This window comes from Roseibium sp. QJM3NY_11, from assembly GCF_056173175.1.
Genome location: NZ_CM149660.1, coordinates 4,845,743 through 4,867,626, shown reverse-complemented (window position 1 = coordinate 4,867,626; position 21,884 = coordinate 4,845,743). Strand labels below are relative to the sequence as shown.

Here is a 21,884-nt window from a genome sequence, read left to right as displayed (position 1 = left end):
GGTAAACTAGGACTGTTTGCGGCTGAGGTCACCCGTTTCCATGCGGGCTTTTCCGTTTGTTCCCCGTTTCGCGCAGCGTGTCGATCAGCTCGAAGCGCTCCATGAACTTTTCCTGTGCGATCTTGACCGGCAAGGGCTCCAGTCCGTAGCGCAGCTTGCCGTCGCTGTTGAGGGGAAAGCCGCGGGGCCGTCCGAAGATCCGCGCCGCTTCCCCGTCTTCGAAACCGGCCAGCTCGACCGCCTCGAAATAGGCGCAGATGATGTCCGCGCGCTTGGCCAGTTTCTTGACGGTCAGGGGGATTTCGGCGGGCAGGCCGAAGCGCAGATGGATCGCGCCCTGGAGGCGGGACTCCACCGCCTTGTAGGCTTCGCCGATCACCGCCTTGAACGGCGAGATCATGTCGCCGATGACATATTCGGGCGCATCGTGCAGCAGCACCGCCAGGCGCCAGTGCGGCGGCAGGTCCGGCTTCAGCATCAAGGCGATGTCTTCCACGATCATGGAGTGTTCGGCGACCGAGAAGGCATGATCGCCGAAGGTCTGGCCGTTCCAGCGCGCCACCCGTGCAAGCCCGTGGGCGATGTCAGTAAGCTCGACATCAAGCGGCGAGGGGTCCAGCAGGTTGAGGCGTCTTCCGGACAACATGCGCTGCCAGGCACGGGGCGGCTGGTCGGAACGGGCGGCGGGCATCGGACCTCGAACGGCTTTCTGTTTTAGTCCGCGGTGCCGGTCTCCGGCCAGCTGAAACCGGCCCAGTCGGGCAGCCTGACCTGGATCTCCACGCCACCGCAGTCAAGAAGGGTGCCGTTTTCCTTGGCCAGCGCGACCTTGTCAAGGCGGACGAGCGCAAGTCCGGCGAAAGTGTCGCCGCCCGGCGCCGACGACCCGAGGACACCGACAGACTTGCCGCCGGCCGTGATGTCCGTGCCTTTGACTGGAAGGGCCGCCGCGCCTTCGACCTGCACGAAGCGCTTGCGCGCGGTGCCGCGGTGGTGAACGCGCGAGACCACTTCCTGGCCGACATAGCAACCCTTGGCAAAAGAGACGCCGCCAAGCTGGTCGAGATCGGCGTCATGGGGGAAGATGTCCGAATAGTCGTAGTCGCAAAGACCTTCCGGCACGCCGAGGCGGATCCTGTGGGCGTGATAGGCGGCAAGACCGGCGTCCTCGCCCCCAAGGATGGCCACCAGGTCGGCCACCGCGCCCGACAGACGCTGACCCATGGCCTCAAGGCGCGGATCGGTGACGGATGTCAGGGACCCGCTCGCCGCCGCCATGGGGCCGCCCCAGACGGCAACAACACCGATGCCATCTTCACACTTCTCCAGTTCGACCTTGGCCCTCAGCCGGTAGAATGTCAGCCGCTTCAGCAGGTCCGGCGCGGCAACGGCCGGCGCGTCCAGAAGATAGCCGCCGTCCACCTTGTAGACCAGGAAATCGAACAGGATCTTGCCCTGTGGTGTCAGCAGGGCCGCCGCCGTCGCACCACCGGGTTCAAGCCCGTCGATATCAGCCGTCACCAGGTTCTGCAGAAAGTGTTGAGCCTCGGGTCCGCCGGCGCGGATCAGCGCACGGTCGGTCAGGTGGGCGAAGGACGGTGACGGCACGGGGAGCTCCTTGCTCGGTGATCGCACGGACGGGTTTCCTGACAGCGACATAGGCTTTCCGGGGAGCGCGGACAAGGCTTCGAAACTGCTGTGGCATCTGGTTCTTTGCGGCGGGGCCGCGTATAAGCCCATCGAAACCGACACGACCTGATTGCAAATTGAGCCGGAGGTGCCCCATGAGCGCGACCTATGACCTGATCCTGAAAGGCGGAACCGTTGTCAACCAGGACGGCGAGGGTCTGCGGGACGTTGCCGTCCGGGGCGGAAGGATCGCCGAAATCGGCGCTTTCGATGCCTTGCAGGCAGGCGAAGTGATCGATTGTACCGGGCTTCATGTGCTGCCCGGCGTCATGGACACGCAGGTGCATTTCCGCGAGCCGGGGCTCGACCACAAGGAAGATCTGGAATCGGGTTCGCGCGCAGCCGCGATGGGCGGCGTGACTGCCGTCTTCGAAATGCCGAATACCAATCCGCTGACCACCTCCGAGGCAGCGCTCGCCGACAAGGTCAGGCGCGGCCATCACCGCATGCATTGCGACTTCGCCTTCTGGGTCGGCGGCACGCGCGACAACGTCAAGGACATTCCGGAGCTGGAACGGCTGCCGGCCGCCGCCGGGATCAAGGTGTTCATGGGCTCGTCCACCGGTGATCTTCTGGTTGAGGACGACCAGGGCGTGCGCGAGATCCTGTCCGCCACCCGCCGCCGGGCGGCGTTTCATTCCGAGGATGAATTCAGGTTGCGCGAGCGTATGGGCGAACGGATCGAGAGCGACCCCAGCTCGCATCCGGTGTGGCGCGACGAGATCGCGGCGCTTCAGTGCACGCAGCGGCTTGTTGGCATTGCCCGCGAGACCGGCGCCAAGATCCACATCCTGCATCTGTCGACCGCCGAGGAAGTCGACTTCCTGATCGACCACAAGGACGTTGCCTCCATCGAGGTGACCCCGCATCACCTGACCCTGACCGACGAGGCCTATCAACGGCTCGGCACCCTGGTTCAGATGAACCCGCCGGTGCGCGCCCCGCGCCATTCCGAGCGGCTGTGGTGGGGGCTTCAGCAGGGCATCCTCGATATCTTCGGTTCCGATCATGCGCCGCATCTTCTGGAGGAAAAGCGGAAACCGTATCCGGCCTCGCCCTCCGGCATGACCGGTGTGCAGACGCTGGTGCCGGTCATGCTCGACCACGTCAATGCCGGCCGGCTCTCGCTGGCGCGCTTCGTCGACATGACCAGTGCCGGGCCGGCGCGCCTGTTCCAGACCGCCAGAAAGGGCCGGATCGCGGTCGGCTACGATGCCGATTTCACCGTGGTCGACCTGAAGCGCAAGCAGACCATCCGCAACGAGTGGATCGCCTCCAAGTGCGGCTGGACCCCCTATGACGGCAAGGAGGTCACGGGCTGGCCGGTCGGAACCCTCGTCAGGGGACAGCAGGTCATGTGGGAAGGGGAGCTGGCAACGCCGTCGCGCGGCGAGGCGGTTCTGTTTCAGGACAGCCTGAGAGGCTGAGCCATCCGTGAAACGGGAACCCGCCGCGCGCCCGTCGACACATCGGCAGGTGCCCAACTGTACAAAATGTGATGTGAATAACAGCCGAAAGCTGGCTAATGTGCGATTTCTCGGTGAAACGATGAAGGAAACCAATGGGTAACCGTGTTTCCTAACCGGATTTACATAGGTATTGTCTAGAGTTTGAAGAGAGCTTTATGGGTTTTTGCGTAGGGGAGCTCAAGGATGTTGTCAGTAAGTTTTAATAGCAGGCGCTCGCTGCTGGGTCTCGCCGGAGCTGCCGTTTTGTCGTTCACCACTCTGTCTGGGGCCGTTGCCCGCGACAGCGGGGCGGAGGCTGCGGAAATTCCGGCGACTGAATCGCCGCTTCATATGCTGATCTCGCTGAACGAACAGCAGATCAAGGTTTTTCGCGGTACCGATCTGATCGAGACCTCACCGATCTCCTCCGGCATGCGTGGCCACAGCACCCCGACAGGGGTCTTCTCCATTCTGGAAAAGCGCCGCAAGCACTTTTCCAATCTCTACAACAATGCGCCGATGCCGTTCATGCAGCGGTTGACCTGGTCGGGCATCGCCCTGCATGTCGGCAAGCTGCCTGGCAGGCCGGCCTCCCACGGCTGCATCCGCCTGCCGCGCGACTTCGCCAAGTCGCTCTACGGCATGACGGACCGCGGCATGCATGTGGTCATCACCAGGGACGGAACCGCCCCGGTCGGCGTGCGCCACGCGGTGTTGCCGCAGCCCTATGCGCCCGAGACCGAAGTCGCCAGCCTGTCCCGCGAGACCATTGCCGCCGACGCGGCGCTGCGCGGTGCGATCCATGAGGCCGCGCTGCAATCCAATGTGCCGAACGTGCTTCTGGACAACCCTCATTTCGACCAGCCGCTGCGCATGATCATCACGCCGCAGCAGGCACCGAACCGGGTGAAGGTGCAGCAGCGCCTGCTCAACCAGATGGGCTTCAACGCGGGCCCGGTCGACGGTGTCGCCGGCCGCAAGACCCGCGCCGCGATCAGCCTCTATCAGGAAGGCGCCGATCTGCCGGTAACCGGCAGGATGACCGACGCTCTGGAGGCCCGCATCCACGCGGATGCCGGCTACGAGGAGCCGCAGAACGCTGTGTTGCGCATCCGCCGCAAGTTCCGCGACATCTATTCCGCGCCGGTCACCATCAACGACATGCACCGGGACATCGGCACCCATGTCTTCACCGCGCTTGATTTCCAGCTGGGCGACAATGCCGTCGACTGGATCGCCGTTTCCGCCGAAGGCGAACGCGGCGGCGCACCGGCCGATGTCCTCGACCGGATCGAGATGCCGGAGGCGGTTGCCCTGGAAGTCTCCAGGATGCTGACCCCGGGCACGTCCCTGACGGTCACCGACCGCAGCTTCAAGCGCAACACCGGCCTCGGCACCGACTTCGTGGTGATCACCCGCTGATCGACTGCGCATCCGGGATCGGAAAAAATCCAGGAAGCCCCTGCCCCGGCGGGGGCTTTTTTTGTCTGGAAACAACCCTCTCGTGTCGTCGCTCCACGCCAATTTTATTTTCGGGCTCACGGACGGAATTATTACCCGGATAAACGGCAATTTCCCCCGGAACGTCACCAAACTGTCGTGTCGCTCACGTATCGGAAGGCAGTTTATTCGCGCAGGTGACACGGGAGAACATGATGGCTCAGAGCACGCTGACGGCTTCGAAAAAACGCTTGAAAAATGCGGTTCACCGCTCCGAGGCAGCCTCTCGTGAAGGTATTCTGGAGCGGCTCTTCACCTTCGCCTTCAAGGGTCTCGTCTATCCGCAGATCTGGGAAGATCCGGATGTCGACATGAAGGCGCTGCGCCTGACACCGCAATCCCGAATGATTGCCATCGCATCCGGCGGCTGCAACGTGATGTCCTATCTGACCGCCAACCCGGCCGAAATCACCGCCGTGGACCTGAACCGGGCCCATGTGGCGCTGGGCCGGCTGAAACTGGCGGCGGCCAGGAATTTCCCGAACTACGAGACCTTCTACCGATTTTTCGGCGAAGCCGACGAAAAGGCCAATGTGGCCGCCTATGAGCGCTTCCTGAAGGACGATCTCGATGCGGAAACGGTGGCCTACTGGGAAGGCCGCGATGTCGCCAACTGGGGCCGCAAGCGCATCACGCTGTTTTCCCGCGACCTCTATCACCACGGCCTGTTGGGGTATTGCATCGGTGCCGGCCATCTGATTGCCCGGCTCTACGGCATCGACCCGAAGCACATGGTCAAGGCCGGCTCGCTCGAGGAGCAGCGCACCTTCTTCGATACGGCGCTGGCCCCCCTGTTCGACAAGCGCCTCGTGCGCTGGGCGACCTCCAAGAAGATGTCGCTCTATGGCCTCGGCATCCCGCCCGCGCAATATGACGCGCTGGTCTCCGCCAATGCGGAGGGCGACATGTCGGCGGTGCTGCGCCAGCGGCTGGAAAAGCTGGCCTGCGACTTCTCCATGAAGGACAATTATTTCGCCTGGCAGGCCTTCGGGCGCGGCTATGCACCCGGCGGGGATGGGACAGGTGGCTCCACCGGAGAATCCGGCCCGTTGCCGCCGTACCTGAAGCGGGCGCATTTCGAGGACATCCGCGAACGCGCCGGGCGCGTCCGCGTGCTCAACCGGAACTTCACAGAGCACCTGCAGTCGGTGGCCGACGACACGCTCGATGCCTATGTGCTGCTCGACGCCCAGGACTGGATGACCGATCACCAGCTCAACGCGCTGTGGAGCGAGATCACCCGGACCGCGCGCCCCGGCGCCCGTGTCGTCTTCCGCACGGCCGCCGAACCGACCCTGCTGCCAGGCCGCGTCGCCGACGAAATTCTCGACCGCTGGACCTACGAGGAAGCAGAAAGCCTGGAGCTCGGCCGCCAGGACCGCTCTTCCATCTATGGCGGATTCCACCTCTATGTCTTCAACGGCTGACAGCAGGCGACAGGCGGATACCAGGATGAGCGAAGCTGCCGAAACCGCCCGGCTGATGGACGGCGTCTATCGCCGCCAGCGCCACTTTTACGACCTGACCCGCAAATACTATCTGCTCGGCCGGGACCTCCTGATCGACGAGTTGCAGCCGCCCGACGGCGGCGCGGTGCTGGAACTGGGCTGTGGTACCGGCCGCAACCTGATCGCTGCCGCCAGACGGTATCCGGACGCTCGTTTCTACGGCCTCGACATTTCCCGGCAAATGCTCGAGACGGCGCGAACCAACATCGACAAGGCCCGCTTGAGCGACCGGATCACTTTGGTCGAGGGCGACGCCGCCAATCCGGCGGCAACCGAGCGTCTGGGTGTCCCTGCCTTCGACCGGGTGTTTTATTCCTACACCCTCTCCATGATCCCGATCTGGCGCGAGGCGCTGGCCGCAGGCGCGGCCCGCCTCAAGGACGGCGGCCGCATCCACGTGGTCGATTTCGGCCAGCAGCAACGCCTTCCCGGCTGGTTTCGCAAGCTGCTCTTCGCCTGGCTGAAGTCCTTCCACGTGACCCCGCGGGCGGAGCTGGAAGCCGAACTGCAGGATCTGGCGCAAAAGACGGGGACCGACCTGACGGTCCGTCCTCTTTACCGGGGCTACGCTGAGTATGCGGAGCTGCGCAAGGCGGAGGCCGCGGGATAGGACGGCGCGGGGCGCCGATGAAGCCGGGTCATGAACACAGCCGTTCGACGACGAAATCCATCTCCGAGTGAAGCTGTTCGTCCTCCAGGGCAACGAAACGCCCTTCCAGAGCGATGGAAACGAGGCCGTGCATGGCCCCGAAGCAGGTGCGTGTCCGCACGCTGAGGCCAGCCTCGTCCAGGCCCGGCGCAAGTTCTGCGAGCGCATCGGCAATCAGGGACAACAGACGAATGTTTTCCAGCTGGTGTTCTTCCGGCATTTCACGCCGGTCCGGCAACTGGTGCGCGAACAGGCCGCGCCAGGCATTCGTATCCGCCGCCGCATAGTCCAGATATGTCCGCGCAAGAACCTTGAGACGGGTCAGGGGATCGCAGATCCCCGCGCTCGCTTCGGTCAATGCCGCCCGGATCTTCGAGAGTGTCCGCGAATTCACGGCGATGATCAGCTCGTCCCGGTCCGAAAAATGCTTGTAGACAGAACCCACGGAACAGTCGGCCCTGGAGGCGACTTCCCGGATCTGGACCGCATCTATCCCGTTCTCCGTCATGACGGTCGCCGCGGCCTCAAGCACGCGTCGCCGGGTTTCCTCGCTTTTCGTCTTCTGCAGGCCCGGCATTAACCTGTTCCTTTTTGAAATTGAACAATGTTCACTTTTTTCTTGACCATGCCGGTCAAATGTGGCTTTGTCAAATAGTGAACAATGTTCATTTTTCTGGAGGAATAATGACCAACAGATTTGTATCCACATTCAAGGGCCTCTTCGCGGAAAGCGATGGCGGGCTGGAGGCGCGTACCGATCTCGCAGTCCTGTCGGGCCAGTTGCGGGAAGCAGGAGGCGCGGTGCGTCAGGCCCGGCTCGCACTGGCGCTTGCTTCCGCCCAGCACCAACAGGACCGGAACCGCAGGGACCGGATCGACCGGACCCTGCTGGACCTCGAGGACCGGACCCGGGCTGCGCTCGTTCAGGGCCGGGACGGGTTTGCCCGGGAAGGGGCGGAGGCGATCGCGGTCCTTGAAGACGAGCGGGAGGCGCTCGACCGGTCGGTCCACAGTTCCGAACCCGATCTCGCGGCCCTGAGGCAAAACCTGCACCGGACAGAAGCGCGTCTGCGGGATCTCGAACGTGGCCGCAATGTCGCCCATGTGCGGGCCCGCATCAGCGCGGCCGGATCCGCGACGGCTTATCCGGCGCCCCTGTACCAGGCGGAAGAAACGCTGGAGCGCATCAACACCAGACAGGAACGCGGGGTCCTTGCCGATCAGGCGCTCGCGGCCCTCTCGGTCATCGACCGGCCCGGGGATCTGATCGAACGTCTGGCCGACGCCGGATGCGGTTCTCCGGCCTCTAGTTCCGCCGATGCCGTTCTTGAGCGCCTGCGGGCAACCTCCACTCAAGCTGTTGAAATAAAAAACTAACTCACACAAGGAAAGGTCAGATACCATGCAGGAAGAGCAGATCAAACATTCGAACAACTGGACCCTGTTCACGATCGTGAGCTTCGCCGTTGCTGCCGGCATGATGGCCATCGGGATCTACAATCTCGAAGCCAGTTTCTCGGCCAAGGGGTTCTACACCATGGCCGCGATCATGCTTGTGCACACGTCGGTGACACTGACGAAAACGCTGCGTGACCGCGACGAGGTGACCAAGCTCCACAACCGGATCGAGGAAGCCAGGACCGAAAAGCTGTTGATGGAAGTCGGCAAACCCGGCGTGTCCTGACGCCAGAGACGAGGGGCCGGACCATCCGGCCCCTGCCTGCACCAAACCGGAGAACGGCCATGTCCCAATTCCAATCCCAGTCCCTGATGAAATCCGTGCGTTTCGCGCCCCTGTTCTGGACCCAGTTCCTGTCCGCATTCAACGACAACTTCCTGAAGAACGCTCTCGTCTTTCTGGTCCTGTTCAACGTCGCCGACGGCGGGGCGGTTCTGATTTCGGTGGCAAGCGCCGTTTTCATCGCGCCATTCCTGCTCCTGTCCGCGCTGGGCGGGCAGATCGCGGACAGATGCGACAAGGCGCTTGTTGCCCGGCGTCTCAAGCTCCTTGAAATAGGCGGTGCCGTTCTGGCCGTCGGCGGCATGGCGATCTCGAGTGTTCCGGTGCTTTTCGCCGCGCTGCTGGTCTTCGGCATCGGCTCGGCCCTGTTCAGCCCGGTCAAATACGGGCTGTTGCCCGACCATCTGGACCGGTCCGAACTGACCAGGGCCAACGCCTGGGTCGAAGCCGGAACGTTTCTGGCGATCCTCGGCGGGACCATTGCCGCGGGCCTGATGTTTTCCTCCGGCAATGCATCGCTCCTGTTCGCACCGCTCATGATCGGCCTTGCCCTTGCCTGCTATGCCTGCGCCCGCAAGATACCCTCGGCGGGCAGTGCCGCTCCGGACCTGAAGGTCGACTGGAACATCCTGCGCTCCAGTCACGGCATCCTGCGCGACCTGTTCGCCGACCGCCGCCTTGGCCGCACCGCCTTGATGACCTCTTGGTTCTGGATGACGGGCGCATTGGTCATGGCGCTTCTGCCGATCGTCGTGAAGGATGTCCTGGGCGGCGGTGAACTGGCCGTGACCTGGTTCCTGACCGTCTTCGCCGTGTCCATCGGCATCGGCTCGGCGCTGGCCGCCTGGTTGTCCGCCGGCCGCGTCGTGCTGTTGCCCGCTGTTGCCGGAACCGCCCTCATCGCCGTCTTCGCGCTCGACACGGCCCTGACCCTGTCACACGTTACCCCGGGCGCGCCCGACACGGGCTTTGCCGCCTTCCTTGCCCGTCCCGATGTCATGCGGCTGAGCGTCGACATGGCCGGCCTCGCCATTGCCGGTGCCCTTCTTGTCGTCCCCACCTTTGCCGCCCTTCAGGCCTGGGCCGCGCCCGAACGCAGGGCACGGACCATCGCCGGGGCCAACGCTCTGGGAGCCGGCCTGATGGCGGTGTCCAGCGGTGCTCTTGCGCTCGCTCTGGGGGCAGGCACCGAGCCGGTCCACGTGATGCTGGTTCTGGCGGTGCTGAACGCAGTCGCAGCGGTTGTCATGTTCCGGTTCCTGCCGACGGATCCGTTCCGGGATCTCGTTTCGATCATCTATCGCGCGTTTTTCAGGATGGAAATCCGGGGTCTTGAAAACCTGGAAAAGGCGGGAACTGCCCCGATCCTCGCCCTGAACCATGTCAGTTACCTGGATGCGGGCCTGGCGCTGACCCTGACCGAGAAAGCCCCGACCTTCGCCATCGACTACAATGTCGCGAAGCGTTGGTGGGTGCGCCCGTTCCTGAAGCTGGCAAATGCCTTGCCGGTCAACCCGGCCAAACCCCTGGCCACGCGGGCGTTGATCCAGGCGGTCAACGCCGGTCAGCCGATGGTGATCTTCCCGGAGGGGCGCCTGACCGTGACAGGCAGCCTGATGAAGGTCTATGACGGCGCCGCCATGGTCGCAGACAAGACCGGCTCGATGGTCGTGCCGGTGCGGATCGAGGGACTGGAGCGGACACCTTTTTCCTATCTGCGCCCGGCCCAGATCCGCAAGAGACTGTTTCCGAAGGTCAGGGTGACCATTCTGGAGCCGGAGAAACTCGCCGTGGACGAAGCCCTGAAGGGCCGCCGTCGCCGCGCGGCTGCCGGTGCCAGGCTCTACGACATCCTGTCCGGCCTGATGTTCGAAACCGATCTGGCCAACCGGCAGACGATAATCGAGCGGGTCGTGGAGACCGCGAAGGATCGCGGCATGTCCAGCGTCGCCATCGAGGATCCGGTAACCGGTGCGCTCACTTACGGCAAGCTGCTCACGGGCGTCGCCGTCCTGGGGCGCAAGCTCGCCGAAATCGCCCGGGAAGACGAATCCATCGGCGTGATGCTGCCGAACGCCAATGGCGCTGTCGTCACGACGCTCGCCGTCATATCCGCCGGCAAGGTGCCCGCGATGATCAACTTCACCGCCGGTGCGACCAACGTGGTGTCGGCCTGCCGCACGGCGAAACTGTCCAGGGTCCTGACCTCGCGTGCCTTTGTCGAGCAGGCCAAACTGTCCGCTCTGGTGAGCGAACTCGGCCGTCATGTGGAGATCGTCTGGCTGGAGGATGCCCGCAAGACCATCGGCCCTGCCGACAAGGTGCGCGGGCTTCTGACACGCGCGCGCCCGCTGGTCCGCCGTGACCGCACCGACCCGGCTGCGATCCTGTTCACGTCCGGGTCCGAAGGCACTCCGAAGGGCGTTGTCCTGAGCCACGAGAACATCCTTGCCAATGCCACCCAGGCGGCCGCCCGGATCGATTTCTCGCCCGAGGACAAGGTCTTCAATATCCTGCCCATGTTCCATTCCTTCGGGCTGACGGCGGGCACGATCCTGCCGCTGATCTCCGGCGTGCCGATCTACATGTACCCGTCGCCGTTGCACTACCGGATCGTGCCGGAGCTGATCTACTCATCCAACGCGACGATCCTGTTCGGCACCGACACTTTCCTGAACGGCTACGCGAGGGTTGCCCATGCCTACGACTTCCGGTCCCTGCGGTATTGCTTCGCGGGCGCCGAACCGGTGAAGGCCTCCACGCGGCAAACCTATATGGAGCGGTTCGGCGTGCGTATTCTGGAAGGCTACGGCGTTACGGAAACCGCACCGGTCATCGCAATCAACACGCCGATGTTCAACAAGCCGGGCACGGTCGGCAAGATCCTGCCGGGCATGCGCGCACGCCTCGAACAGGTGCCGGGTGTGGAGGAGGGCGGCCGGTTGCACGTTTCGGGCCCGAACGTGATGCTGGGGTACATGCGCGCGGAGAAGCCGGGAATACTGCAGCCGCTCGCCGATGGCTGGCACGATACCGGCGATATCGTCGAGATCGACGCCGAGGGCTTCGTGATCATCAGGGGAAGGGCCAAGCGGTTCGCGAAGATCGGCGGGGAAATGGTGTCCCTGGCGGCGGTCGAGGAGATCGCGGGCCGGCTCTGGCCCGATGCCTTGTCCGCTGTCGCGGCGATCAGGGACGAGCGCAAGGGCGAAAAGCTGATCCTGATCACCGAAAAGGCCGAGGCCACCCGCATGGAGTTCCTGAAATTCGCCAAGGCCGGCGGCGTTCAGGACCTGATGGTGCCGTCCGAGGTCCGGGTTGTCCCGGCCGTTCCGGTCCTCGGCACGGGCAAGGTCGATTTCGTCGGCGTCGCTGCGCTGGTTTCAGGGGCACCGGACCCCGTGGCCGCGTAGTCATCGCCGGCTGCAAACGCGCCTGACACCGGAAACCCCGCCCGTCGCATAGATCGGGCGGGGGTCACCGTGTCGAGGAAATGTATCTGACGGGCGCGGCGAGCATCCACACCCCGACCCCCAGCATCGTCGAGCCGGCGAAACTGCCGCCCCAGAAAGACAGTTTTCCCGGTCCGAGCCGCTTCACGATCTGCCCTTTCACGGTGACCGCCGTCAGGGCGATGACCGTGAGGCAGACAAAGCCGTTGAGATACATGACGAGGCCGAGCATCAGGATCTGATAGCTGATATGCCCCAGGTCCACCGCAACGAACTGCGGCAGGAACAACGTCAGCAGAACAACCATTTTCGGATTGCCCAGATTGGTCAGGAACCCCTGAAGACAGGCGGCCCACAGCGGCTCGTCTCCCGCTGCGGCGGACCGGTTCGCCTGCGGTGTTCCGGTTCTGCGCCTGGTGAGCTCCGCGGCAAGCATTCTGGAGCCGACATAGATCAGGTAAAGCGCGCCCGCGGCACGAACGCCCATCCAGACCGCGGGAGACAGGGAGTTGATGAAGTCCATCCCGAACGCGATCGCAGGCACGAGAATGAGCCCTGCGGAAATCACGCCGAAAATCGCCGCGAACGCATGCCGCATCCCCTGGGAAGTCGCCCGCGAGACGACGATGATGCTGTCCGGACCGGGGGTCAGAAACATCAGCGCATGGATCCCCACCATGATCATCACCAGGTTCCAGTCCATGAGCAGCCTTTCTGAGTGTCGTCGAGCGTCGGTGTTCGGACGCTATGCTGTGTGCAGCGGATGGTAAAGAGGGATCGGAAGGCTCATGCACCGCGAAACGGTCGAAGGTTTGCGATCCTCGTCCTTGTCAACCTTGTCCAGGCTCCGCAGGCCTTGGTCGCACTCACCAAGGATTTAGTGCCTGACGGCCTTCAACACGGGTGTCACCCCGGACAAACAAGGCGCAGATACGGGGCCTGATCGCGGTGCAACTTGTTGAAAAAGATAGTTTTTTTCATAAAAACTTCTGCAGGTCGACTGCTCTCTGGAAATGAGTGGGCCCCGGGTCTCGCTCTGCTCGCCCGGGGTGACACCGGTGATCGCGGTCGTTCTCCGGTCAAATGCGCGTGCGCTGCCTTCCTCACACCTTTCTTCTCACCAGCCTCCGCCGGAACCGCTCCGGATCAAACCCCTCCGTCCCGGCCTTCGCCGCGTAAATCGCCCGGTCCAGTTCCGCCGTGGCGTTGCCCGGTACCGGCAGGCCGACAGTCCGCCGCCGCGCGAGATACCGCTCTGTCGCCGAGCGCAGCGCGATGAGGTCGTTTGTTCTTGCGGCTGCCTTCAGGGCACGGCGGGTCGGGTCGTGCGGGGACCAGCGCTTCAGCAGCTTCAGGACCTGGGTCTTCCTGCGCGGCGATGCGCCGGAGAGGGCAAGGCCGAGGCCGGCGAGAAGACCGGCTGTGAACAGGGCGCAGGCGATGGCGAGCTGGGAAAGGGACAACCGGCCGGTGCCGGACCTGTTGCTGGTGCGATTGGCCTCAAAACTGGCATAGCCGATGGGGATGGCCGGGATCTGCGCGATCCGCATCTGCCGGGTCACCGTGTCGAACCAGGGGATCTCGACCGGCGGCAGCACGCCGGGTTCGCCGGTCTTGGGGCGCAGGTGCCATTCCCAGATGACGGTGGTTTCCGGTCCCTGCGGCGTCGGCTTCATTTCGCGCACCTCCGGCGCGCTGTAGCTGATCAGCCAGGGCTGGCGCACAATCGGCCGGGGCGGCAGCAGATGGGGCAGCGTGTCGTCGGCGGTGAGTGTTACCCGGCGGATCAGGGTCTCGCCGTCGCGAAGCTTGCCCGGTTGCGCGGACAGCGTGTCCTCCACCTTGAGCACGCTGGCCGCGAGCGGCCGGCTGTCCGCCGGATACGGCGCGACCTGGACCGTCAGCGGCTCGGCATTCACGTCCAGCGGCGCGCGGCCGCCGGTGTCGGTGGCAATGGTGAGATGATGGGTGAGCGGTCCGATCGTCACCGGTCCGGCTTTGCGCGGAAACAGCGCGATGCGCCGTTCCAGGACCCGAACGGCCCGGCCGTTGACCCGCTCCTGGCGCCAGTCGTCACGGGCAAGCTGCATCCAGTCATAGGCGTCCGAGTCGGGGAAAACCAGCGTCTCCAGGGCGATCCGGCTGGTGTATTCGCCCCGAACGGTCACTGGAATCATTTCCCCGACAACGGGCCGTATCTCCGGCACCAGCAGGCGCAGCGTTTCTGCCCCGGCAACCGGAGTGAACAGCAGGATTAGCAGCAGGGCATACCGGATCACCATGGCTCGGCTTCCTCCGCCCGGATCAGGCCGAGCGCGGCCCGGCGCTGGTATTCCTTTTCAAGGCGCAGCCGCAGGAATTCGCCCGGGTCGTCCGAGATCGTTTCCAGCCAGGCCTGGGAGGCACCGACCCCCCGTTCGCCGACCTTGCGCTGCCATTCGGGATCCGGCGTGCCGGGCCAGCCCCACGGGCTGCTGTCGCCCGGACCGGGGCGGCCGCCATGGCCGGTCAGCCGTCCCGGGGCGTCGCTGTCGCCGCGTGTTGCGGCAACCATCGTACCGACAAGATCGCGCAGCCGTCGGGCCTCGTCGTCGGCCGGAGCGGCGAACAGGACCGCGTCGAAATAGGCGACCGACAGCGCATGCTGTCCGGTTGCCGCAAGCGTCAGGGCGCGGTTGAAGGTCTGACCGCGTCCGGCATCGGCGAAAGCCGCGTCGGCGGCCTCATAGGCGCCTTTCCGATAGAGCGCGAGGCCTTTTTCGGCAGGCGCGGTCAGCAGCGCGGCCGCGCCCGGCAACCCGGTCCACAGCGCGATGCGGCCCCATGCGGAGGGCCCGGCAAGGGCAAGGCAGGCAAGCCCGATCAGGAAGGCGGCGGCGGTGCATTTCATGCAAGCCTCCGGAACAGGGCGAGCACGGGGATCATCGCCAGCAGGGCGAACAGCGGCCCGAGATCGTGGAAGCGGAGCGCACGCAGGACACCGTCCCGGCTGAGAGACGCCGCCGACGAAATCCGGCTGAGCACGGGCTCTGGCGCCCGGGCTGGAGCGGTGACACCGGCAGCGCTCAGCTTCTGGAAACGGTCCAGGCGGAGCGCGGGGCCCGCGGTGCCTGAAAGCGTCAGCAGGGAGAGGCGCGCGCCGTCTCCGGCCAGGCGGTCGGCCTCTGCGACCGCTTCCGCGCCGAAACCGCCGCCATCCGAGATCAGCACCAGATCGGCATCGTCCACCCCCGACAGCATCTGCCTGCCAAGCGCCAGGGCGGCGGCGGGGCGGCTGCCTTTTCCGGGGACGGTGTCCGGGCCGAGCACCGCGATCTGGGTTTCCAGCGTCGCCGGGTCGGCGGTCGGAGCAGCAACGTCGAAGGCCTCGCCGGCATAGAGGATCAGGCCGACAGCGCGCCCGTTGGCGGCCCGCAGGATCTGCGCGGCGGCCGCCTGCGCATCGGCCAGCGCCGGACTTGTGGCGACGGATGGCGACATGTCGATGACAATCAGGATCGCGCCGCTTCCGGCCAGCACGGGCGCGTCCGTCCGGGGCACGGCCGGTCCCGCGAGGCCGAGCGCCAGCAGACCGGCCGCTGCGAGGCAGGCAAATCCCGCCCGGCCGGTGTCCGCGCGCAGATGGCCGAGCGTGCGCATGGCCCCCAGCATCGGTGCGGGCAGGACCTGCCGCCAGCCACCCGCTTCTGACCCGCGCCGCCAGGTCCACAGCGCAAGGACGATCAGCAGCGGCAGCACCGCCAGCCACCATGGACGCAGCAGGGTCAGATCGCTCATGTGCTCCTCTTCCTCATCCTCTTCTTCGGGCGGCAAGCAGCAGGAGCAGCACCAACGCGGCACCGGCGGGCCAGATCCACAGCGGGCGCCAGTAGTGCAGGGGCGGGCGGCGCATGGGGCTCGGCTCCAGCCGGTCCAGGGTCGCGGCCATGGCTTTCAGATCGTCCATGGTGCGCACCCGGAAACTGGTGCCGCCGCCGATCTCGGCCATCGCCTTGAGAGCCGTCGCATCGACTGCGTCCCGGGCGCGGGGCTGGCTCTCAAGATCCTCTGGACCGAGCGCGATGGTGTGCACCCTGATGCCCTTGTCTGCTGCCAGCCGGGCGACATCGCTCGCGCGCACCTTGCCTGAGGTGTCGACACCGTCCGACAGCAGCACGACGATCCTTGTGGTGGCCCGGCTGGTCTCCAGCCGCTTGACCGCCAGACCGAGCCCGTCGGCGATTGCGGTTGCCCGGCCCGAGATGCCGATCTGCGCCGTTTCGATGGAGCGGGCGACCGAGGCGACGTCGAAGGTCGGCGGTTGCGCAACATAGGGGCGCTCGCCGAAGACCACGAGGCCGATGCGGTCGCCCTTGCGCGCGGCAACAAAAGCCGATGCTGCCCGCTTGACCGCATCGAGCCGCGACAGCGGCGCGCCGTCCAGAACGAAGTCCTCCTTGACCATGCTGCCGGAAAGGTCGAGGGCCAGGATGATCTCGCGTCCGGAAAACGGCAGGAGGTCCGTCGTCTGCGACAGGCGCGGCCCCGCAAGTGCCAGTACCAGCGCGCCCCAGGCCAGGATCAGCAAGACCCTGCCGGGACGATCGCCCCGGCCTGCCGCCGGCAGGGCCGAGGCGTAGAGACCGGCCGGAACCTGCAAGGCGGCACGGACGGTGCCGGGGCCCGTCAGAAAACGATGGACCAGAAAGGGAAGCGGCAGCAGCAGCAGCGCGAGCGGAAAGACGAGGTTCATTTCCGCCCCGCATCGCGTCTGGAGAAAACCCGTGTCGAGCGCAGGGCGATACGCTCGATGAACTCATTGGACGGAGGGGCTTGGCCGCCATAGGCCGCCGGGCGCAGCGCCTTGGGCAGATGGCCGAGAATGCGCGCGATCGCCAGCAGACGCTCCTGCGGAGCAAGCGCGCGGGTCGCGCGGATGCGGGCCTTTCGGGAAGGCCGGCGCGCCAGGAAAGGTGCGATCAGCAGCGCCACCAGCGCCGCAACCATGAGGCCGGCGCCGAACAGGGCCAGCAGCTCGGCGGGGCCGGGTGCTGTCAGGCCCGGCGGCAGGCGGCCTGCCGGCAAGGCGGCAATCAGCTCAGCCTGTGTCATCTGAGATGGCCATGAAAGTGACGTTCAGCGCCCGCATCCGGGCAGCGAGCGCCGTTGGATCGAATGCCCGCAGCCGCGCGAACCGGCTGGCGGCGCCGGACGAGACCGGCAGGGCCCCGGGCGGTGGGGAAATCTCGGCCGGATCGAGCGGGCACAGCAGGGTCACCCGCCTGCGGCGGGACAGGCGGCGCAGGGCGGCTTCGTCCTGCCGGGCAATGCCCTCCCCATCGGTGGCAAGCCAGACCTGGGCGCCGGGCGGGGCAAGCCGCGCCGCGCGTACCAGCGCCGCCGCGAAAGGCTGGCTGTGCTCCGAAACGTCTCCGTGCAGTTCCAGCGCGCTATCATGCGCCTGTGCGAACATCTGGGCGATGGCACCGAGCTGCCTTGCGCCGGTGCGCGCGGGCAGCGCCGAGACGCCGGTGGCGGTGATCGCCAGCGCGGCAACGGAGGCTCCGCGCGCGGCGGCCTGCCAGCCGTGCCGGGCCAGCAGCCGGGCCGCCCGGACCGAGCGCAGCGTATCGCCCGTGCCCCAAAGCATCGCCGGCCTGAAATCGGCGATCAGCAGCGTCGTGTCGTCCCGGTCCTCGTGAAAGCTGCGCACATGGGGCGTGCCGGTCCGCGCGGTGGCGGCCGGGTCGATCCGTCGGGTGTCGTCGCCTTCCGAAAACGCCCGGATTTCCCTGAGGTCCATGCCGGCGCCCGGCAGTCTGGCCGGAACCGCACCGGGCCTGCGGGTCGCCGGGCGGTGCCTGCCCGGTGGCCGCGCGTCCTCGCGCAGCGCCAGCAGTTCCCGCGCGCTCAGCCGGATGCCCGGATGGTTCAGCGCTGCCCTCACCATGGCTCAACCAGCCGCAGGATATCGGCGACCAGGCCGCGTCCGGTGCGTCCCTCGCTGACTGCGGCCCAGCTCGGGATCAGCCGATGGGCAAGCACGTCGGGCGCCAGCGCCTGGGCGTCCTCCGGCAGGCCGTGGTCGCGGCCCTTCAGCCAGGCGCGGGCCCGCACGGACGCGGCCAGCGCCAGCGTGCCGCGCGGCGAGACGGGATGCTCGACCCATTCGGCAACGGCGCCACCGGGCCGCGACGCCATGACCAGTCGCACGATGAAATCCTTGAGCGCGGGTGCCAGATGCACCCTCGCGACTTCCGCCTGCGCGGTGCGCAGCTCCTCGGCGGACATCTGCTGGATCGGGGAAGCCGCCGCGGCGATGTCCTCGGCTTCCACCAGATCGAGTATGGCGCGCTCCTGCGCGGCTTCCGGCATGTCGAGCGCAAGATGAAGCAAAAACCGGTCCATCTGCGCCTCGGGCAGGGGAAAGGTGCCCTCGTGCTCGATCGGGTTCTGCGTGGCGACCACCATGAACGGATGGGGCAGGGGCCGGGTGACACCGGACGTGGTCACCTGGCGCTCGGCCATGGCCTCCAGCAGTGCCGATTGCACCTTGGGAGGCGCGCGGTTGATCTCGTCGACCAGCACCAGCGCGTGAAAGACGGGTCCGGGAAGAAAGTCGAAGCTGCCGGTTTCCGGCCGGAACACCTGGGTGCCGGTCAGGTCGGCGGGAAGAAGATCCGGCGTGCACTGGATGCGGCCGTGGCTGCCGGGCAGATGGGCCGCAAGCAGCTTGACCGTGCGGGTCTTGGCAACGCCGGGCGGCCCTTCGATCAGCACATGGCCACCGGCCAGCAGGGCGATCAGCAGACGCTCGACCATGTCCGTGTGCCCGATCAGACCCGCCGAGACATCCGCCTCCAGACGTGTGATCGGATGGCAAATATCATCCATACGCTTGCCTCCCATGCGCAGTGATGGACCGGAAGATCCGCGGATGCGCGCCCGAGGTCCGGTTGCGCGGATCTGCAAGGTGGATCGGTTCCTTCAGGCCACTCTACCGTGACCTTGCGATCAGGCTCAATGCATCCTTAATGGGCAGAAAAGGGCATCGCTCCGGGGGGCAACAGACGGGAAAGCCGGTCCGCCTTCATCGTGTTACCGGTAGGTTCTCTCCTCGATCGGGGTCTCCCGGATCCTGGCCAGCAGCATGCCCAGGAGGGCCTTTTCGGCCCGGTTGAGCTTGGCCTTCGGGTTCCAGACCACGTGGACATCGATCTCCGGCAAGGCGTCATAGGGCGGCAACTGCCACAAGAGACCGTCGCGCACATCCCGCCCGGCGACGTGAACCGGCAGGGGGCCGACGCCGAGACCGGCGATGATCATGCGCCGGACTTCCTCCAGATTGGCCGAAGTGCCGACCACCCGGTCTTCCAGATCGGCCTCCGCGCGCATCAGCGTGACCGGCCTCAGCGCGTCTTCCAGCCGGTCGGTGACGAAGCTGACCGCCGACTGGCCGGCAAGATCGGACTTGGTCAGGTCGGTCTTGCCGAACAGGGCATGGGGCGGCCCGCAGAACAGGCCGAAGAATTCGCGGAACAGGCGCAGGTATTCCAGCCTGGGATTTCGATCCCGTACCAGGCAGACCGCCACCGAGGCACGGCGCGCTGTCACGGCCTCCAGGGCGTCCTTGCTGGCCGACACATTGATGGTGAGGGTCGCCGCGGGGTGATGTTCGTGAAATTCGCGCAAGGTATCGTCGAAGAGCGGGCTGACCACGTGACTGGCCATGGCGATCTCGACATGGCCGCGGACCTCGTCGGTGACGTCGCGCATCAAGGTGCCGAGCCGCAGGATGGATCCCTGGATCTCGACCGCCTCCTTGAACAGGAGCGTGCCGGCCTCCGTCAGCTCGAACTGGCCGGGCTTGCGGTTGATCAGCTTGCGTCCGAGCCGGTCTTCCAGCCGTTTCAGGGCACTGGAGACGGTCGGCTGTTTCAGGCGGAGCCGTTCCGCCGCACGGGTCACGCTGCCCGCCTGCGCCAGAACGACAAAGGTCCTGAGCAGGTTCCAGTCCAGGTCGCGGGCCAGCCTCTCGGCCTGGATAGGGCGAAGCTCCTCGGGCATATAGATCTCATCAATACTTGTAATTTCTATTATCTATTTGATCTATGAGGGGCCACCTGCAACGCTGGAGTCAAGCAGTTTTGACAATCCAAAAACCGGTCAGCTCCTGAAGGTCCGTCGATTTCGATCGGCCTTTGCTGATCCAGCGGGGCAAATCCATGAGCGTCGAGGCGCGGGAAAGACGGCAACCGTGGATACTGCTCACGCCGGCCCTGAGCGCGGTGGGCCTGCTGCTGTTCGTGCCGCTCGCGTTCATCGTCGTCTATTCCTTCTGGCTGCGCACCGCCACGGGCGCCGATCAGGCCGGCTTTTATCTCGACAACTGGATCGAGGCGCTCACCGATCCGTTCTACCGGGACATTCTGCTCGGAACGCTGCGCATCGCGGCGATCACCACCTTCGCCTGCGCGGTGCTGGGCTACCCGGCCGCCTATTTCATCGCCCGCTCGAAAGGCAACAAGGTGTTGCTGCTGCTTCTGCTGATGCTGCCGTTCTGGATCAGCTACATCATCCGCACCATGTCCTGGATCAACATTCTGGGCGTCTCCGGCGCGGTCAACTGGCTGCTCCTCAACCTGGGCATCGTCTCCGAGCCGGTTCAGATGCTCTACAACGAGCCGACCGTGATCCTCGGGCTGGTGCATTTCCTGCTGCCCTTCATGGTGCTGAATATCTATGTCGCTTTGGAAGGTGTCGATGTCTCGCTGGAAGACGCCGCCTGTTCGCTCGGCTCGACCCGCTGGCAGGCCTTCCGGGAAGTGACCCTGCCGCTGTCCCTGCCGGGGCTTGCCGCTGGCGGACTGCTGTGTTTCGTCCTGAGCGCCGGCACCTACATCACGCCGCTGGTCCTCGGCGGTCCGACGGACGCCATGTTCGCCAATCTCGTTTTCGAGGCGATCATCACCCAGCTCAACTGGCCGCTCGGCTCCGCCCTGTCGCTGATGCTGCTCGCCGTCCTCGGCGCCCTGGTGCTGATCTACAATCACTACCTGGGCATGGCGCAACTGATGAAGGGGCTGGGCTGATGGGCTGGAACCTGATCCGCATCTATACGCTTCTGGTGTATCTGTTCATGTTCCTGCCGGTGGCCGTGATCGTGCTGCTGAGCTTCAACGCCAGCCAGTTCGGCAGCTTCCCGATGACCGGCTTCTCGTTCCGCTGGTTTGTCGAACTGGCCCAGAACGACGCCATCCTCAGGGCCTTCCGCACATCGCTGATCCTGGGCGGGCTGACCGCGCTCGTGTCCACGACGCTGGGCGTTCTGGCGAGCCTGGCACTGGTGCGCTACAACGTGCCCGGCCGCAACCTGATCTCGACACTTCTGATCGCGCCGATCCTGGTGCCGGAAGTCGTTCTGGCGGTCGCCCTGCTGCTGTTCCTGAATTTCCTGTCCATCAACAAGAGCTTCTTTCTGCTGCTGATGGGACACGTGATCTTCACGCTGCCCTTTGTCATCCTGGTGGTGCAGGCCCGCCTCGTCGGCATCCGCCGCGATTACGAAGAGGCCGCGCTCAGCCTGGGCGCCAGCCCGGTGCAGGCCTTCTTCCGGATCACCCTGCCTCTGCTGGCCCCGGCCGTCTTCGCAGGCATGCTGTTCGCCTTCACCATCAGTTTCGACGACATCACCGGCACGCTGTTCTGGAAGCCCGGCGGGGTGGAAACCGTGCCGACCCAGATCTTCGCCATGCTGCGCAATTCGATCTCGCCGGAGATCAACGCGCTCGGCACCGTGATGATCTTCCTCACCGTCGGATTACCGCTTCTCGGCCTGGCGATCGCCCGGCGGATGGCCATGCAGCGCGGCGGCTAGAACCGTGCGACCCAAACAAGAAAACCTGAAAAAAAACGAAC

General features: G+C 65.4%; 21 protein-coding genes. 9 read left to right on the top strand and 12 right to left on the bottom strand.

Translation table 11 applies throughout. From position 1 onward, the window contains the following. Positions 1–28 precede the first annotated feature (28 nt). Both AC0VX3_RS22295 and ygfZ read right to left on the bottom strand, forming a co-directional pair. Positions 29–691 (bottom strand): HD domain-containing protein, encoded by a 663-nt coding sequence (locus AC0VX3_RS22295; protein WP_475522357.1) that lies wholly within the window; start codon positions 689–691, stop codon positions 29–31. A gap of 23 nt (positions 692–714) precedes the next feature. Then, positions 715–1,608: a CAF17-like 4Fe-4S cluster assembly/insertion protein YgfZ gene (gene ygfZ, locus AC0VX3_RS22290; RefSeq protein WP_475522356.1), complete on the bottom strand. Its 894-nt coding sequence runs from the start codon at positions 1,606–1,608 to the stop codon at positions 715–717. 176 nt (positions 1,609–1,784) lie between these two features. Between ygfZ and AC0VX3_RS22285 the strand changes: the two genes are divergently transcribed. From AC0VX3_RS22285 to AC0VX3_RS22270, 4 genes are all read left to right on the top strand, one after another. Next, positions 1,785–3,116, top strand: coding sequence for a dihydroorotase (locus AC0VX3_RS22285; RefSeq protein WP_475522355.1), 1,332 nt, complete (start codon positions 1,785–1,787; stop codon positions 3,114–3,116). A gap of 285 nt (positions 3,117–3,401) precedes the next feature. Next, positions 3,402–4,559, top strand: coding sequence for a L,D-transpeptidase (locus AC0VX3_RS22280; RefSeq protein WP_475522354.1), 1,158 nt, complete (start codon positions 3,402–3,404; stop codon positions 4,557–4,559). Positions 4,560–4,792: 233 nt separating this feature from the next. Continuing rightward, positions 4,793–6,064 carry a BtaA family protein gene (locus AC0VX3_RS22275; protein ID WP_475522353.1) on the top strand — a complete coding sequence of 424 codons (1,272 nt, stop codon included), beginning with the start codon at positions 4,793–4,795 and terminating at the stop codon, positions 6,062–6,064. 25 nt (positions 6,065–6,089) lie between these two features. Continuing rightward, positions 6,090–6,755 (top strand): class I SAM-dependent methyltransferase, encoded by a 666-nt coding sequence (locus AC0VX3_RS22270; RefSeq protein WP_475522352.1) that lies wholly within the window; start codon positions 6,090–6,092, stop codon positions 6,753–6,755. Between the two features lie 28 nt (positions 6,756–6,783). Here AC0VX3_RS22270 and AC0VX3_RS22265 read toward each other — a convergent pair whose 3' ends face one another. Beyond that, positions 6,784–7,371 carry a TetR/AcrR family transcriptional regulator gene (locus tag AC0VX3_RS22265; protein ID WP_475522351.1) on the bottom strand — a complete coding sequence of 196 codons (588 nt, stop codon included), beginning with the start codon at positions 7,369–7,371 and terminating at the stop codon, positions 6,784–6,786. Positions 7,372–7,478: 107 nt separating this feature from the next. Between AC0VX3_RS22265 and AC0VX3_RS22260 the strand changes: the two genes are divergently transcribed. Genes AC0VX3_RS22260 through AC0VX3_RS22250 form a run of 3 tightly spaced genes read left to right on the top strand, consistent with a single transcriptional unit; the run spans position 7,479 to position 11,948 of the window. Continuing rightward, on the top strand, positions 7,479–8,171 hold the full coding sequence (locus tag AC0VX3_RS22260; RefSeq protein WP_475522350.1) for a PspA/IM30 family protein: 693 nt from the start codon (positions 7,479–7,481) through the stop codon (positions 8,169–8,171). Positions 8,172–8,196: 25 nt separating this feature from the next. After that, the gene (locus tag AC0VX3_RS22255; protein ID WP_342890909.1) at positions 8,197–8,478 is read left to right on the top strand and encodes a YiaA/YiaB family inner membrane protein; all 282 of its coding nucleotides are present in this window, start codon (positions 8,197–8,199) and stop codon (positions 8,476–8,478) included. Between the two features lie 59 nt (positions 8,479–8,537). Next, complete coding sequence (locus AC0VX3_RS22250; RefSeq protein WP_475522349.1) at positions 8,538–11,948, top strand: acyl-[ACP]--phospholipid O-acyltransferase; 3,411 nt, start codon at positions 8,538–8,540, stop codon at positions 11,946–11,948. 64 nt (positions 11,949–12,012) lie between these two features. Here the strand turns inward: AC0VX3_RS22250 and AC0VX3_RS22245 are convergent, their stop codons facing one another. From AC0VX3_RS22245 to AC0VX3_RS22205, 9 genes are all read right to left on the bottom strand, one after another. Next, the gene (locus AC0VX3_RS22245; RefSeq protein ID WP_475522348.1) at positions 12,013–12,690 is read right to left on the bottom strand and encodes a LysE family translocator; all 678 of its coding nucleotides are present in this window, start codon (positions 12,688–12,690) and stop codon (positions 12,013–12,015) included. A 400-nt stretch (positions 12,691–13,090) separates the two neighbouring features. Then, the gene (locus AC0VX3_RS22240) at positions 13,091–14,269 is read right to left on the bottom strand and encodes a hypothetical protein (protein ID WP_475522347.1); all 1,179 of its coding nucleotides are present in this window, start codon (positions 14,267–14,269) and stop codon (positions 13,091–13,093) included. After that, the gene (locus AC0VX3_RS22235) at positions 14,263–14,877 is read right to left on the bottom strand and encodes a hypothetical protein (protein ID WP_475522346.1); all 615 of its coding nucleotides are present in this window, start codon (positions 14,875–14,877) and stop codon (positions 14,263–14,265) included. Before AC0VX3_RS22235 ends, AC0VX3_RS22240 begins: the two co-directional genes overlap by 7 nt. Then, complete coding sequence (locus tag AC0VX3_RS22230) at positions 14,874–15,764, bottom strand: VWA domain-containing protein (protein ID WP_475522345.1); 891 nt, start codon at positions 15,762–15,764, stop codon at positions 14,874–14,876. The genes AC0VX3_RS22235 and AC0VX3_RS22230 overlap by 4 nt, the downstream gene beginning before the upstream one ends. 13 nt (positions 15,765–15,777) lie before the next feature. Beyond that, entirely contained in the window at positions 15,778–16,719 is a 942-nt protein-coding gene (locus tag AC0VX3_RS22225; RefSeq protein ID WP_475522344.1) for a VWA domain-containing protein, read from the bottom strand. Further along, positions 16,716–17,078 carry a hypothetical protein gene (locus tag AC0VX3_RS22220; protein WP_475522343.1) on the bottom strand — a complete coding sequence of 121 codons (363 nt, stop codon included), beginning with the start codon at positions 17,076–17,078 and terminating at the stop codon, positions 16,716–16,718. Before AC0VX3_RS22220 ends, AC0VX3_RS22225 begins: the two co-directional genes overlap by 4 nt. Continuing rightward, entirely contained in the window at positions 17,065–17,916 is an 852-nt protein-coding gene (locus AC0VX3_RS22215) for a DUF58 domain-containing protein (RefSeq protein WP_475522342.1), read from the bottom strand. Before AC0VX3_RS22215 ends, AC0VX3_RS22220 begins: the two co-directional genes overlap by 14 nt. Beyond that, positions 17,910–18,860, bottom strand: coding sequence for an AAA family ATPase (locus AC0VX3_RS22210; RefSeq protein WP_475522341.1), 951 nt, complete (start codon positions 18,858–18,860; stop codon positions 17,910–17,912). The genes AC0VX3_RS22215 and AC0VX3_RS22210 overlap by 7 nt, the downstream gene beginning before the upstream one ends. Before the next feature lie 204 nt (positions 18,861–19,064). Further along, on the bottom strand, positions 19,065–20,033 hold the full coding sequence (locus AC0VX3_RS22205; RefSeq protein ID WP_348144857.1) for a LysR family transcriptional regulator: 969 nt from the start codon (positions 20,031–20,033) through the stop codon (positions 19,065–19,067). 158 nt (positions 20,034–20,191) lie between these two features. Between AC0VX3_RS22205 and AC0VX3_RS22200 the strand changes: the two genes are divergently transcribed. Together AC0VX3_RS22200 and AC0VX3_RS22195 are read left to right on the top strand one after the other, a co-directional pair. Beyond that, complete coding sequence (locus AC0VX3_RS22200; RefSeq protein ID WP_475522340.1) at positions 20,192–21,058, top strand: ABC transporter permease; 867 nt, start codon at positions 20,192–20,194, stop codon at positions 21,056–21,058. Further along, positions 21,058–21,843 (top strand): ABC transporter permease, encoded by a 786-nt coding sequence (locus AC0VX3_RS22195; protein ID WP_342890895.1) that lies wholly within the window; start codon positions 21,058–21,060, stop codon positions 21,841–21,843. The genes AC0VX3_RS22200 and AC0VX3_RS22195 overlap by 1 nt, the downstream gene beginning before the upstream one ends. Positions 21,844–21,884 lie beyond the last annotated feature (41 nt).